The 14,190-nt window shown below is 62.0% G+C and carries 15 protein-coding genes; 8 read left to right on the plus strand and 7 right to left on the minus strand.

Annotated features, from left to right (window positions below):
- Window positions 1-41 precede the first annotated feature (41 nt).
- The 5 genes from ACORLH_RS14495 (at window position 42) to ACORLH_RS14515 (ending at window position 3,704) form a co-directional block, all read left to right on the plus strand.
- Complete coding sequence (locus tag ACORLH_RS14495) at window positions 42-1,043, plus strand: DUF418 domain-containing protein (RefSeq protein WP_321829073.1); 1,002 nt, start codon at window positions 42-44, stop codon at window positions 1,041-1,043.
- 73 nt (window positions 1,044-1,116) lie between these two features.
- Window positions 1,117-1,674 (plus strand): adenine phosphoribosyltransferase, encoded by a 558-nt coding sequence (locus ACORLH_RS14500; protein WP_321829074.1) that lies wholly within the window; start codon window positions 1,117-1,119, stop codon window positions 1,672-1,674.
- 373 nt (window positions 1,675-2,047) lie between these two features.
- On the plus strand, window positions 2,048-2,803 hold the full coding sequence (locus tag ACORLH_RS14505) for an SDR family oxidoreductase (protein WP_321829075.1): 756 nt from the start codon (window positions 2,048-2,050) through the stop codon (window positions 2,801-2,803).
- A gap of 129 nt (window positions 2,804-2,932) precedes the next feature.
- Window positions 2,933-3,286, plus strand: coding sequence for a metalloregulator ArsR/SmtB family transcription factor (locus tag ACORLH_RS14510; protein ID WP_321829076.1), 354 nt, complete (start codon window positions 2,933-2,935; stop codon window positions 3,284-3,286).
- Entirely contained in the window at window positions 3,279-3,704 is a 426-nt protein-coding gene (locus ACORLH_RS14515; RefSeq protein WP_321829077.1) for an SRPBCC domain-containing protein, read from the plus strand. The genes ACORLH_RS14510 and ACORLH_RS14515 overlap by 8 nt, the downstream gene beginning before the upstream one ends.
- A gap of 69 nt (window positions 3,705-3,773) precedes the next feature.
- On the opposite strand, the gene ACORLH_RS14520 is transcribed toward ACORLH_RS14515, so the two are convergent.
- The 6 genes from ACORLH_RS14520 to ACORLH_RS14545 form a co-directional block, all read right to left on the minus strand.
- Window positions 3,774-4,094 carry a hypothetical protein gene (locus ACORLH_RS14520; RefSeq protein ID WP_321829078.1) on the minus strand — a complete coding sequence of 107 codons (321 nt, stop codon included), beginning with the start codon at window positions 4,092-4,094 and terminating at the stop codon, window positions 3,774-3,776.
- 142 nt (window positions 4,095-4,236) lie between these two features.
- Window positions 4,237-4,731 (minus strand): transcription antitermination factor NusB, encoded by a 495-nt coding sequence (gene nusB / locus ACORLH_RS14525; protein WP_058241679.1) that lies wholly within the window; start codon window positions 4,729-4,731, stop codon window positions 4,237-4,239.
- A gap of 48 nt (window positions 4,732-4,779) precedes the next feature.
- On the minus strand, window positions 4,780-5,310 hold the full coding sequence (locus tag ACORLH_RS14530; RefSeq protein ID WP_321829079.1) for a 6,7-dimethyl-8-ribityllumazine synthase: 531 nt from the start codon (window positions 5,308-5,310) through the stop codon (window positions 4,780-4,782).
- Between the two features lie 14 nt (window positions 5,311-5,324).
- Entirely contained in the window at window positions 5,325-6,458 is a 1,134-nt protein-coding gene (ribB, locus tag ACORLH_RS14535; protein WP_321829080.1) for a 3,4-dihydroxy-2-butanone-4-phosphate synthase, read from the minus strand.
- A 115-nt stretch (window positions 6,459-6,573) separates the two neighbouring features.
- On the minus strand, window positions 6,574-7,539 hold the full coding sequence (locus ACORLH_RS14540) for an MBL fold metallo-hydrolase (protein WP_321829081.1): 966 nt from the start codon (window positions 7,537-7,539) through the stop codon (window positions 6,574-6,576).
- 180 nt (window positions 7,540-7,719) lie between these two features.
- The gene (locus ACORLH_RS14545) at window positions 7,720-8,307 is read right to left on the minus strand and encodes a riboflavin synthase (RefSeq protein WP_321829082.1); all 588 of its coding nucleotides are present in this window, start codon (window positions 8,305-8,307) and stop codon (window positions 7,720-7,722) included.
- Window positions 8,308-8,505: 198 nt separating this feature from the next.
- Here ACORLH_RS14545 and ACORLH_RS14550 point away from each other — a divergent pair, with 198 nt between their 5' ends.
- The 3 genes from ACORLH_RS14550 (at window position 8,506) to ACORLH_RS14560 (ending at window position 13,071) form a co-directional block, all read left to right on the plus strand.
- Complete coding sequence (locus tag ACORLH_RS14550; protein ID WP_321829083.1) at window positions 8,506-9,810, plus strand: capsular biosynthesis protein; 1,305 nt, start codon at window positions 8,506-8,508, stop codon at window positions 9,808-9,810.
- Between the two features lie 94 nt (window positions 9,811-9,904).
- The gene (locus ACORLH_RS14555; RefSeq protein ID WP_321829084.1) at window positions 9,905-11,035 is read left to right on the plus strand and encodes a polysaccharide biosynthesis/export family protein; all 1,131 of its coding nucleotides are present in this window, start codon (window positions 9,905-9,907) and stop codon (window positions 11,033-11,035) included.
- A complete protein-coding gene (locus tag ACORLH_RS14560) occupies window positions 11,035-13,071 on the plus strand; it encodes a capsular polysaccharide biosynthesis protein (protein WP_321829085.1) in 2,037 nt (678 codons plus the stop codon). The genes ACORLH_RS14555 and ACORLH_RS14560 overlap by 1 nt, the downstream gene beginning before the upstream one ends.
- Before the next feature lie 33 nt (window positions 13,072-13,104).
- On the opposite strand, the gene ribD is transcribed toward ACORLH_RS14560, so the two are convergent.
- Entirely contained in the window at window positions 13,105-14,190 is a 1,086-nt protein-coding gene (gene ribD / locus ACORLH_RS14565; protein ID WP_321829086.1) for a bifunctional diaminohydroxyphosphoribosylaminopyrimidine deaminase/5-amino-6-(5-phosphoribosylamino)uracil reductase RibD, read from the minus strand.

Consider the following 14,190-nt stretch of genomic DNA (forward strand, 5'->3'; position numbering starts at 1 on the left):
TCCAAGTCTTTGACAGATTTTGGTTAAAGCGGATTGATCTCATGCGGCTTGATGGCCTTGATATTGCGCGTTTCCTTGCCTTCCTGGGCATGGTTCTGGTGAATTTTCGCATCGCGGCTGAGGTGAGCGCGGGGGGCGATCTGCCTTCCCTGCTGACAAATGCGCTGGAGGGGCGCGCGGCGGCGCTGTTTGTGGTGCTGGCGGGCATCGGGCTGGGCTTGGCGCGGGCCACGGCGCCACTGATTTTCCGACGGGCCTTGTTTCTGATGGCGCTGGGGCTCCTCAACCTCACCATCTTTGAGGCGGACATCCTGCATTATTACGGTACCTATTTCTTCTGCGCCCTGCCCTTCCTCGGGGCCTCCACCCGTGTGCTCTGGGGTGCGGCTGTTGCGATTACCCTGCTGGCCCTGGGCACGCTGATCTTTGGCAATTACGATCAGGGCTGGGACTGGGACACGCTGAGTTACACCGGGTTCTGGACGGTCAGCGGCTATCTGCGCCACACCTTTTACAACGGCTGGCACCCGGTGCTGCCCTGGCTGAGCTTCCTGTTTATCGGCATGGCGCTGGCACGGCTGGATCTGGCGTCTGCGCGGGTTCAGGCGCGGCTGGCGGTGTGGGGGGCGGTGGCGATGGTCGCCGGGATGATCCCGGCCACGCTGATCACCAGCGGTGAGCTGATGCCGCTTTTTGGCACCTCCCCTATCCCGCCAACCCCGTTTTACATCCTGTCGGCCAGCGGCAGTGCGGCACTGATGGTGGCACTGTGTCTTTGGGCCGGGCCGATGCTGATGCGGTTTGCCCCCAGTCGCGCCATGGCGCTGGCCGGCCGGCAGAGCCTGACGCTGTACCTTGCGCATATCCTCCTTGGCATGGGGCTGCTCGAGGGGCTTGGGCTGCTCTCAGGTGTGCTCAGCCCCGGTCAGATCTTTGCCTATGCACTGGGGTTCTGTGCGCTGTGCCTGATCTACGCCAGCCTGTGGCAACATGTGGCCAAACGGGGCCCGCTGGAGGCGCTGATGCGCCGTGTGGCGGGCTAAACCCCACCCGTTTACGCATCAAAGCTTGCATGAACGCCGCAGCCTTGCCAAACACCGCAGGTAACAGATTGCTATGAAAGGTCCCGCTGTGGCGCCCAAGGACAAAACCGTCAAAGACTACATTCGCACCATCGTCGACTTCCCACACGAAGGGATCATGTTCCGCGATGTGACCACTCTGTTCGCCGATCCGCGCGGGTTCCGCATGGCGGTGGACCAGATGCTGCACCCCTATGCCGGTCAGCGCATCGACAAGGTGGTGGGTCTTGAGGCGCGGGGTTTTATCCTGGGCGGCGCGATTGCGCACCAGCTGGGCACCGGGTTTGTGCCTGTGCGCAAAAAGGGCAAGCTGCCCGGCAAAACCATTTCCGAGGCCTACACGCTGGAATATGGCGAAGCGATTGTCGAGCTGCACGAGGACGCGATTGAGCCCAGTGAAACCATTTTGCTGGTGGATGACCTGCTGGCCACCGGTGGCACCGCTGAGGCGGGGATCAAGCTGATCGAGCGTCTGGGCGGCAAAATCCTGAGCTGCGCCTTTGTCATCGATCTGCCCGAGTTGGGTGGCCGCAAGAAGCTGGAAGCCATGGGCATGGACGTCACCGTTCTGTGCGAATTCGAAGGCCTCTGATCCTCGCGATCACGTGAATTTCTGGGGCGCCGGATACTGGCGCCTCAATTCTCTCAAAAGAGAGACTTGCCGCCCCCGCCCCCGCACCCTATCTAAGGCCTCGGCGGGTGCTGCTCTTCTCGATACACGGTTGCATTCCGGTGGCCTTAAGCAATTCCGAGGGAGCTGGCTCTGTCTAGATCCTGGTCTAGTTACCTGGCGCCCACCTGTACATACAGGTCCTCGGGAATGAGATAACCAAACGGTCGCTGCGGGCCCGCCGCCCTTCCCCCTTTTTGTCTGCTCTGAAAGCGGGCTCCATTGCGTAGAAATGCGGAATTTCCCTTTGCCCCGTCTTGCGCCATCCTGAGCGTCGGAAAGAGGAGGCCCCATAATGTCCCAGCCCATCGCGCTTGTCAGCAATGCCGCCGGTTTCGCCGGTCCCGGTGCGGTTCTTGGCCTGTTGCAGGGCGGATTTCAGGTCTGGGCGCAGGATGCCAGCTTTGCCGATCCCGCGGTGGCTGAAACCTATGCCGCTGGGCGTGCGGATCTGCATCTGCTGTCAGAGAGCGACCCCGCGCAGTTGATCCAGACGGTGGTGGCCGCCGCCGGACGGATCGATGCGCTGGTCAGCAATGATCACTACCCGGCCCCGCCCCATATGCCCCATGACGCCCCCGCGTCCGAGTTGTCAGCCAACCTCGACACTTTGATCACAGCGCCCTTTCAACTGATCCAAGCGGCGCTGCCGCAGCTGAAGGCACAGGGCGGTGGCAATATCGTCATGGTGACCTCAAACCGCACCAACCTGCCGCTGTCTGGCGGTGGCTTTGCCGATGCGGCGCGGGCCGGGGTGAATGCGCTGCTGAAATCACTGGCGCGGGATCTGGCGGCGGATCAGATCACCGTCAATGCGGTGGCGCCGAACTTCCTCTATTCTGAGGCCTATTACCCCAAAGCGATCTATGAGCAGACCGAACAGGGCCGCACCTATGTGCGCCAGAATGTGCCGGCTGGCCGTCTGGGCGATCCGTCTGAGATCGGCGAGGTGATTCACTTCCTCGCCTCTGCCAAGACGCGGTTCATGACCGGCGCGATCCTGGAGTTTTCGGGCGGCTGGCCCTGGGCCGGTGCGCGACCCGAGCTGTAAGCCGCTGTAAAATATCCACAAAACCAGCCCCGCTTTGGCGGGGGTGTTCGTGTTTTGGGCAGGGGTTGACAGGATACCAAAAGGTATCACAACATAAGAGATACCAAATAGTATCACTTGAGGCCCACCATGCCCTTTGACCTACAGCCCAGTTTCCGTGCCCTGTCTGATCCCAGCCGCCGGGACATTCTGCGCCTGCTTGGCGCGCAGGAGATGAGCGTCGCAGATGTGGCGCAGCATTTCGACATGACCCGCGCCGCGGTGAAAAAACACCTTAACGTGCTGGACGAAGGCGGGCTGATCACCACCCGCAAGCGGGGCCGTGAGCGGCTGAACCGGCTGAACGCCGAGGGGCTGCGCCCCGTGGTGGATTGGCTCAGCTGGTTTGACCAGTTCTGGGATCAGCGTCTGGACGCGTTGAAAGCCGCCATCGAAGAGATTGAAGACCCCCATTTGACCCCAAAGGAGACTGAAGATGACTGACACCACCATTCGCAAATCCGTCTTTCTGGCCGCGGACAAACCGCGTGTCTGGGATTTCCTGACCAAGACCGACCTGCTGACCCAATGGTTCCACCCGGCCCAATCTGACCTGAGTGAAGGGGAGGATTACCTGCTGACCAGCCAGAAAGATGGCGACCGCATGTGCTGGGGCACCGTCGAGGTGATGAAGCCGGTCGACTATATGAAGTGGTCCTTCACCGTCGGCCCGATGCAGGGCAAAATGTCAACGGTGGAATGGTGGCTGGAGGAGGCCCCCGGCGGCACCCGGCTGACACTGGAACATTCAGAGCTGCCAAATTCACAGGAGGGCTACGGTCTGGTTCTGGCCCTTGATAAGGGCTGGCATGGCTTCATGGGCAATCTGCACGATCTGGCCACCGCCCCTGCCCCGGCGTGACACCAAGCAAAACCCCGAAAACACAAAAGGCGCCCCCGGGGCGCCTTTTCATCTGCTATCTAGACCGATTTAACGCAGTTGCGTCCGCTTGGATGTCGCTTCCTGACGCACGCGCACGGGCTGCGAATAGTCGACGCGGATCGGACGACCCCGACCAGTTTTCGGCTCATCCTCTTTCAAGCGCATCACAGCGATCCCGAACTGCACCCCGGCAAAGACGATGCCGTTTGAGAACCACAGGAGGAACACCGCCAGCAGCCCGACATCCGAATTTGAAACCAGCGACCAGAGGTTGCCAAGGTTGAACCACAGCAGCATCGCGACAAAGGCAGCAGCAATGGCAAAGCCGATCAGAACGTTGGTGATGTAAAGGCGGACGAGTTTGGGCATGGCAGCGACTCCGTTAAGGCCTAAGGAGAAGGGTATGCCTCAGGCCAGAATGTTCAAGCCCAATATGAAAACCCGCGGCCCTTTCTGACGAAATGCCGCGGGTTCTATTCGTAAATGCATCCAAAGCGCGTTGCGTTCGCGTTCAGAACGCCTCTGGCTTGGCTTCGCGGGCCATGTGATCCAGCACGGCGTTGACGAACTTGGGCTCTTTGCCTTCCGGGAAGAAGGCGCGCGCCACGTCAACATATTCCGTGATCACCACCTTTGGCGGGGTCTCGGACTGGGTCAGCTCAGCGCCAGCGGCGCGGAACAGCGCCCGCAGGGTCGAGTCGATGCGGCCCAGCGGCCATTTCGCAACCAGCGCGCGGTCGGTCATCTGGTCCACCTTGGCCTGCCAGTTCACCGCCTCTTTCACCAGCTGTTTGAACAATGCGGTGTCGCCTTCCAGCCACTCCACATCTTCAACAACCGCACCGAAGCGGTGGTCCAGAAACTCCAGGATGACCTGATCAACGATTTGATCGCTGACCTCCATCTGATACAGCGCCTGCACGGCATAAAGCCGCGACGCAGATTTCATCTTGCGCTTCTGGTTGTTCGAAAGCGGTTTACGCTCTTCTTCTTGGCCGGTGCTCATGCGGTTCGCAGTCCTAAAGATGCCGTGACACAGCAGGCGTTTTTACGGTTACGCCTTGCCTGCCAGCTGGATTTCATCGGCGGGAACGAATCCCACGCCTTTGCGCTGATCGCCCCATTTACGGGCCAAAGCGATCAGGTGCAAGGCCGCAGCCGCTGCACCACCGCCTTTGTTCTGATCCGCCGGATCTGCGCGCACCTCAGCCTGACGACGGTTTTCTACGGTCAGGATGCCATTGCCAATGCAGAGCCCCTGCAGGCCCAGCAGCTGAATGGCGCGACTGGAGTCATTGCAGACCGTTTCGTAATGGGTGGTTTCGCCGCGGATCACGCAGCCCAGCGCCACATAGCCGTCAAAGTTGCTCATCCGTTCGGCAATGCCGATGGCAGTGGGGATTTCCAGCGCACCGGGCACTTCGACCACCTCATAGGTGCCGCCGACGGCTTCGATCTCGGCCACGGCGCCTTTCAGCATATTGTCTGCGATGTCTTTGTAATAGGGCGACATCACGATTGCCAATTTCACCGGGTTGTCAAACTCGGGGCGCGGCAGAATATAGTGTTGTTCATGTCCAGCCATGTCTCAGACCTCCTTCAGGCGTCGCCAAGGATCGGGCGGGTGCCGACGATTTCAATGTCATAGGCATCAAGGCCCACATATTTGGTGCGCGGGCTGTCGGTCAGCAGGATCAGCTCAGACAGGCCCATCTTGGACAGCATCTGCGCGCCAAGGCCGATCTGTTTGATCGTCTTCACGCCCTCTTCCTCCTGCGCGTAGAGCGCGTGACGAGGCTGGCGGAACAGGCAGACCACACCGCGGCCCTCTTCGGCGATCAGTTTCATCGCGCGGGGCAGCTCATCAGCGGGTTTCGGGCCAAGGCCCAGAATATCGGTCGCCTCATGCAGCGCATGGGTCCGGGTCAGAACCGGCGCGCCATCGGTGACATCGCCCTTGATCATCACCACATGTTCCACACCGTGGATCTGATCGGTGAAGATCCGCATTTCCCAGTCACCGCCAAATTCGGATTGAACGGTTTCGCGGCTGGTTTCCACCACGAGGTTGTCATTCTTGGAACGATATTTGATCAGGTCACTGATGGTGCCGATCTTCATGTCATGTTCTTTGGCGAACTCCACCAGATCGGGCAGACGGGCCATGGTGCCGTCTTCTTTCATGATCTCACAGATCACCGCCGAGGGGTGGCACCCGGCCAGACGCGAAATATCAACCGAGGCTTCGGTATGGCCGGCACGCACCAGCACACCGCCACGTTTGGCGCGCAGCGGGAAGACATGCCCGGGCGTTGCGATATGGGCCATGGTGTTCTGTTCATTGATCGCGGTCGCGATGGTCAGCGCCCGGTCCGCGGCAGAAATCCCGGTGGAGACCCCTTCACGCGCTTCGATCGAGACAGTGAAAGCCGTTTCATGACGAGAGGAGTTGTTGACCGCCATCATCGGCAGGCCGAGGAAATCGATGCGATCTGCTGTCATCGGCAGACAGATCAGCCCGCGGCCATGGGTGGCCATGAAGTTGATCGCCGCAGCATCGGCAAATTCCGCCGGGATGATCAGATCACCCTCATTTTCGCGATCTTCATGATCGACGAGGATGTACATTTTGCCCTGACGGGCGGCCTCGATGATCTCTTCAATCGGGCTGATGGCATCACGCAGCTGGGCCTCTACAGGACCAGGTGTTTCAAAGGCAGAGCTTTCGGGCATAGGCTTCCCCTCGGGTCACGGTTTCCTGCCAGATAGCGCAGCGCCCCCTTAAATGCCAGAGGGGACGCGGCGTTTCACACCTCCTGTGCGACGCCGCAGAGCCCGCTGAGACAGCTTAAAACTGCCAGAGTGCCGGCACGAAGCTGAATTGATCCCCCTCGCGCAGCACATGGCCCACGCCCGGGAAGGGGAAATGATACCCCAGAACCGCAATGCGATCCGCGCTGCACATATCCAAAAGCCGTTTGCGGGTGGCCACGGTCTGATCGCCATCTGCGTCAAAGCCATTGTACCAGTCCGGCCGGCGGAAGCTCAGCCAGGAATGGCTCATCGAATCGCCCAGCGCGATCAGCTGCTTGCCGTCGCTGTCCAACATCACGGACATATGGCCGGCGGTGTGCCCCGGTGTTGCGATCAGTCGCACACCCGGCACCACCTCATGGCCGTCTTCGGCCAATGTCCACTCCACGCCGTCACAATTGATCGAGTTCACCGCCCCCAGCACAAACTGCTGGTCGGTCGGACCCACAAGATTGACCAGATCATCCTGCATCCAATAGGCGTGTTCTGCGGTCCCCATGATGTATTCGGCGTCCGGAAACAGCGCCTCATCAAAATCATCGCGGATGCCCCAGATGTGATCGGGGTGGGCATGGGTGATCACCACATGAGTAATGTCGGCCGGATCGATGCCCGCGGCCTCCATATTCGCCAGAAGCCGCCCCGCCGTGTCAAAGAACCGGTGGCCGGAGCCGACATCGACCAGCACCACGGCCTCACCGCTTTCGATCAGCAGGTGGTTGGTGTGGGAATAACCTGCCTGAGGATCCAGGAAATGCCGCGTCAGGAACGCCTGCACATCGGCCGGGTCCGCATTAACACCGACGCCACTGGTGGGGGCTGAGAAATAGCCATCCGACAGGATCGTCAGCCGTGCCTCCCCCAGGGTGAAGCGGAAATAGCCCGGATTTTCATCGCTTGGGGCCCCCAGCTGTGCCTTGGCCGCGGCTGGCAATGCCATGGCCGGGGCGACGGCGGCAAGTTTCAGGATGTCACGTCGACTGGGGGTGATCAGGGCCATGTGGGTTCCTCCTTCGCAGGTCCTTCGCGAGGTCCCGAAGATACCCCAGCGCAGAAGAAACGCAACATCACTTTTGAATATTTAAATTCGAAGGCCCGGATTTGGCATCCTGAGTTTGCTGCGGGAGGGGGCGTTCCCCCTCCTGCCGCTGACCGGCAAGGGACCGGTTCAGCGTCCAGATCAGGCGAAATCGCGCAGCCGGGCGACGTAACGCGCCAGCGTGTCAATTTCCAGGTTGATGCGGTCTCCCACTTTGGCCTGGCCCCAGATCGTCACCTCTTTGGTGTGCGGGATCACGTTGATGCCGAAGGTGCAGCCAGAAACCTCGTTCACGGTCAGTGAGGTGCCGTTCAGCGTGACTGAGCCTTTGGGCGCGATGAATTTGGCCAGCTCTTCCGGGGCTTCAAACACCATGCGGGTGCTGTCGCCCTCGTCATGCATCTCAATCAACTGCGCCACGCCATCGACATGGCCGCTGACGATATGGCCACCCAGTTCATCGCCAACCTTAAGCGCGCGTTCCAGATTGACCTTCCGGCCCACCGCCCAATTGCCGAGGTTGGTCTTTGACACCGTCTCGCCCGAGATTTCCACATCGTACCAGTCGTCACCCTTGGCCACCACGGTCAGGCAGACACCATCACTGGCGATCGACGCCCCCATATCGACCGTCGAAAGGTCATATGAGGTCTTGATCCGGGCGCGCAGATCGCCGCGCTGCTCCAGCTCGATGATTTCACCTAGATCGGTCACAATGCCGGTAAACATGAGGGGCTCCTTCTAAAACCACCCCCAGACCTAGCCGTTGAAGAACAGAAGAACAAGGTGCGCGCGCCCCTTGTGCCCCCCCTTGCGTCCAATGTGCAAAGGGCCGGTGCAATCTCGTGCCTTAATTTTGCCGAAACCCTGCGCTAGGATAGGACACAACCGTTAACCTATTGAGCCAATGAGGATTAAATCCGCGCCATGAGTCGCCCCGTGAACCATAGCGATCACAAGAACCGGGTGTTTCTTTGCCTGCAGGGGCCGCATGGGCCCTTTTTCCACCAGCTGGGCAAGATGCTGCGGCGGGCCGGTGCGCAGGTTTGGCGAGTTGGCTTTAACGCAGGCGACCGGGCCTTTTGGTTCGATCAGGCCAGCTACATCCCCTATCGCGGCGCTGCTGAGGACTGGCCTGAGCAGTTTGGAACGCTGGTCGCGGAAAAGGGCGTCACCGACATTGTGCTTTATGGCGACACCCGTCCGATCCACGCCGAAGCGGTGAAACGCGCCAAGGCTGCGGGGCTGACGGTACATGTGTTTGAAGAGGGCTATCTGCGCCCCTTCTGGGTCACCTATGAACGGGGTGGATCCAACGGACATTCCCGTCTGATGGACCTCAGCGTTGAGGAAATGCGCGACGCCTTGGCCCAAAGCGATATGGACAGCCACCTGCCGCCCGCCCATTGGGGGGATATGCGCCAGCACGTGTTCTACGGCGCGCTCTACCATTGGTTTGTGATGTTCCGGAACGGTGATTACCGCAACTTCCGCCGCCATCGCGATCTGCCTGTCAGCCGTGAATTCTACCTCTACTTCAACCGGCTGATGCTGACGCCGGTGCAGATCCTTGAGCGGAGCTTGGCCACCTTCCGTATCCGCAACGGCGGCTTCCCTTACCATATTGCGCTGTTGCAGCTGGAACATGACAGTTCCTTCCAGATGCATTCCCCCTTCACCACCATGACCGAGTTTCTGGAGCGTACGATTACCGGCTTTGCCAAAGGGGCGCCGGGGCATCATCATCTGGTGATCAAAGCGCACCCTTTGGAAAACGGCCGGGTGCCCCTGAAACGGGAAATCACCCGACTGGCGCGTGAAACCGGTGTGGAAGGACGGGTGCATTTTGTCCGTGGCGGCAAACTGGCCCGGCTGTTGAATGAGGCGCGCAGCGCCGTCACCGTCAACTCGACCGCCGGTCAGCAGGTGCTGTGGCGTGGTATCCCGCTGAAAGTCTACGGCGATGCGGTTTATGCCAAACCCGAATTTGTATCGGATCAGCCGGTGGCGCAGTTCTTTGCCAGCGCCCGGCGCCCGGACCTGCCCGCCTATCGCGATTACCGCCGGTTCCTGTTGGAAACCAGCCAGTTGCCGGGCGGCTTTTATTCGGCACGCGGCCGCCGTCAGCTGCTGCGCCATGTGGTGGATATGATGCTATCTGCCGAAGATCCCTATGACGCCTTGGCCAGCGGCACCGCGGCCCCGAGGCAACAGTTGCGTCTGGTGACCTGACCGACACAAGGTCTAGCGCTGGATTTTTATGTCCGATTCCGATAGGTTGGACAAAAGACTTGAGGCAGATAATACAGGTCGAGGAGACCGAGCAGTGAAATTCTTTAGCTCCCGCCGGGCGAAGTCCGTCGCCCTTTTGGCTGCTGTGGCGCTGGTTGCGTCCTGTGGCCTGCCGCGCGTTGGCCCCACCAAGAAAGAGATCTTTGCAGGCTCCGTCCTGCGAGAGGGCGACGCCTATATCGTAAACGTCAATGACCGGGTGACCCGCGCAACCGCCGTAACCCCTGCCCTTGGCTTCCCCGAAAAGTTCCTGAAGGCTGGCCAGCTGGGCTCTGACATCGTGCGCCCGGGCGACACGCTGAGCCTAACAATCTGGGAAAACGTCGATGTCGGGCTGTACACCCGCACCGGGGCAAACTCGATCCTGACCGAAATTCAGGTTGATGGCGCAGGCTTCATCTTTGTGCCCTACGCGGGCCGCATCCGCGCTGCGGGCAACACGCCTGAACAGATCCGCAACATCATCACCCGCAAGATCGAAGATCAGACCCCGGAACCTCAGGTCGAGGTGCGCCGTGTCGCTGGTGACGGCTCAACCGTATCACTGGTCGGGGCCGTTGGCGGGCAGGGCGTCTTTGCCATTGAACGGCCAACCCGGACCCTGTCGACCATGCTGGCCCGTGCGGGCGGCGTGACCATCGATCCCGAGATTGCCCAGATCACCGTGATCCGCGGCAACGAACGCGGCAACATCTGGTTCCAGGACCTTTATGAAAACCCGGAACTGGACATCGCCCTGCGTGGCGGCGACCGTATCCTGGTTGAGGGCGACACCCGCAGCTTCACCGCGCTTGGCGCCACCGGCACCCAGTCGCGCATCGGTTTTGAAAGCCAGACCGTTTCTGCCATCGAAGCTATCGCACAGGTCGGCGGCCTGCTGGCCACAGCGGCAGATCCCACCGGCGTCTTCATCCTGCGCAACGAACCGGCTGAGATTGCTAACGCCGTTCTGGGCCGCAATGACCTGGAAGGGGCGCAGCGTCTGGTCTATGTGCTGGACCTGACCCAACCCAACGGCCTGTTCCTGGCGCGTGACTTTGCCGTGCGCGACGAAGACACGCTTTACGTGACCGAAGCGCCGTTCACCCAGTGGGACAAAACGATTTCCTCGCTGACCGGTTCGCTCACCACCGCCAACTCGCTGTCCACGCTCGGCGGCAGTTAATGCGGCCGTCCGATTGGATGCGTCATAGCCCCGCCGAGGCCCAGCCTCGGCGGGTTTCCTATTTCAACGCAGGCTTCTGGCGGCAAAAACAGACCCGTCGCATCCTGCAGCTTGCCGGGTATGATCTGCGGCTGGGCAAACCGGGTCAGGACGATCTGATCGCCGTTTGGGGGCATTCGCCCTACGCCAAACGCGGTGAGGCCATGGCGGAAAGAACCGGGGCAAGCCTGATCCGCGTCGAAGATGCCTTTCTGCGGTCCCTGCACCCCGGCCGCAGCGGTGAGCCGCCCCTGGGGCTGGTGGTCTGCAAACGCGGGATGCATTTTGACATCACCCAGCCCAGCGACCTTGAGGCGATCCTGAACCTGCAGCCGCTGGATGACGGCGGCCTGCTGGCCCGGGCGCGGGACTGTATGGCCCGCATTCAAGAGGCGCAGCTGTCAAAATACGCCGCCTTTGATCCAGACGCCCCCCTGCCCGATCCCGGCTATGTGCTGCTGATCGACCAGACGCGCGGAGATGCCGCGATCAAGCTGGGGCGTGCCTCGGCCCATAGTTTTGCCGAAATGCTGATGCAGGCGCAGGAGGACCACCCCGGCGCGCGCATCGTGATCAAAGCCCATCCCGAAACCCGCGGCGGTCACCGCGATGGCCACTATGATCCCGCCACATTGCCCGACGGTGTCACCCTATATGATGGCGCCGCCAGTCCGCATGCCCTGCTGGAGGGCGCGATCGGTGTTTACACCGTCACCTCCGGACTGGGGTTTGAGGCGATCATGGCCGGTCACCGTCCCAAGGTGTTTGGCCAACCCTTCTATGCCGGTTGGGGGCTGACCGATGATGTTTCCCCGCTGCCGCGCCGCCGCCGTCAGCTGACCCGCGCGCAGCTCTTTGCCGGGGTGATGATGCTCTACCCGATCTGGTATGACCCGTATCGCGACCGGCTCTGCGCCTTGGAAGATGTGATTGATATTCTGGCCGCCCGCGCCCGCGCCTATGCCGAGGATCAGCATGGCTGGCAGGCCGCTGGCATGCGGCTGTGGAAACGCCGGCCGCTCAATCGCTTCTTCGGATCCGTCCGACCGGTCCGGTTTTCAGCCAAGCCCACCGATGCCCCGGCCCGCCGCCGCCAGATGATCTGGGCCCGCGCGGCGGAGGCGCTGCCTGCGCCCCCTGCGGGCCTTGTGCGGATTGAGGATGGCTTCCTGCGCTCCCGCGGTCTGGGGGCGGAGCTGGTGCCCCCCCTGTCGCTAGTCAGCGACCGACAGGGGATCTACTACGATCCGAACCAGCCCAGCGATCTGGAGGATATGATCCGCAGCCGCAGCCAGCTGCGTGAGGATCAGCGCGCCCGCGCGGACCAGCTGCGCCGCAACCTGACCAAGGCGGGGCTCAGCAAATACAACGTGGGCCACCCGGTGCAGCAGCTGCCCGAAGGCCATCGCATTCTGGTGCCGGGTCAGGTGGAGGATGATGCCTCGATCCGGCTGGGTACAGGGATGATCAAGACCAACCTCACCCTGCTGCAGGCCACCCGCGCCGCGAACCCAGACGCCGTGATCCTCTATAAACCCCACCCGGATGTGGAGGCCGGCCTGCGCCCCGGCGCCCTGACACAGGAACAGGCGTTGAAGTTTGCCGATGCGGTGATCGAACAGGGTGACCCGGCCCCCCTGCTGCAAGAGGTGCAGGAGGTTTGGACGATGACCTCCCTCCTGGGGTTTGAGGCACTGTTGCGCGGCGTCAAGGTCACCTGTCTGGGCGCGCCCTTCTACGCCGGCTGGGGCCTGACTGTCGATCGTGGCGACGTGCCCGCCCGCCGTGGCACGCTGGTCCCGCTTGAGGGCCTGATCCATGCCACGCTGATCGACTATCCGCGCTATCTGGATCCGGTCAACGGCCAGCCCTGCCCGGTGGAGTTGATTGTGGAACGTCTGGCTGCGGGCATCTCCCCCGCGCCACCCAGCCTGCGCCTGCTGGCGAAACTGCAGGGGCTGCTGTCGTCTTACGCACACCTCTGGCGTCGCGGCTGAACAGCCGCGGCGCAGCCTCGTCTCAATATTAGGTTAACCGCGCCGCCAGCGGTGCAGCACATCGGCCCCGATCGGCCGGGTCTCAACCAGTTGATAGCGCGGCGCCTCTGACAGGCGTTCCAGCCCCATGGCGCCAATCCCCGGCAGGCCTTCAGCGCCAATTGCCAACCCGGCGGTAAACCCGATCAGATCATCCACCAGATCCTGCGCCAACAGGGCAGCCGCCAACGCGCCGCCGCCTTCGCAGAACACCCGGGTCAGCCCGCGCTGCCCCAAGGCCTGCAGAGCCGCCGCAGGATCAATCTGCCCCTGCGACAATGGGCAGGCGATTAGCTCCGCCCCCAGATCGCGCCAGCTGCGCTCCAACAGCGGATCCAGATCCGGGCCATGGCAGATCCACACCGGCACCTCACGCGCGGTGCGGGCCAGATTGCCCATCAGCGGCAGATCAAGGCGGCGTGACAGCACCACCCGCACCGGCTGACGTTCCACCCCCATGTCCCGCACGGTCAGGCTGGGATCATCGGCCCGCGCAGTGCCGCCGCCGACCATCACCGCATCATGAGTGGCCCGTAAGCCATGGACATAACGGCGCGCCTCGGGCCCGGTGATCCACTGGCTTTCGCCGGTGGCGGTGGCAATGCGCCCGTCAAAGGAATTGGCCAGCTTTAGCGTCAGCGCAGGGCGCCCGGTTTCCACCCGCTGGAAAAAGCCCGAAAGATCCCGCGCGGCCTCATCGGCCAGCACACCGGTGGTGACCTCAATCCCGGCATCGCGCAGCATCTGAAACCCCTGCCCTGAAACGCGCGGATCGCTGTCAGTGACGGCGGCCACCACACGGGCGACGCCAGCCGCGATCAGCGCCTCAGCACAGGGCGGGGTTTTGCCGTGATGCGAACAGGGTTCCAGCGTGACATAGGCGGTGGCGCCGCGCGCGGCAGCGCCGGCCTGCGCCAGTGCCACTACCTCAGCATGGGGCCGGCCCGAGGGTTGCGTCCAGCCGCGGCCGACGGTGCGGCCCTCTTTGACGATAACGCAGCCCACAGCGGGGTTTGGCCAGGTATTGCCCTGGCCGCGCCGCCCCAGTGACAGGGCCAGCGCCATGTAACGATGATCCAT

Source organism: Thalassovita sp. (assembly GCF_963691685.1).
Classification (GTDB): domain Bacteria; phylum Pseudomonadota; class Alphaproteobacteria; order Rhodobacterales; family Rhodobacteraceae; genus Thalassobius.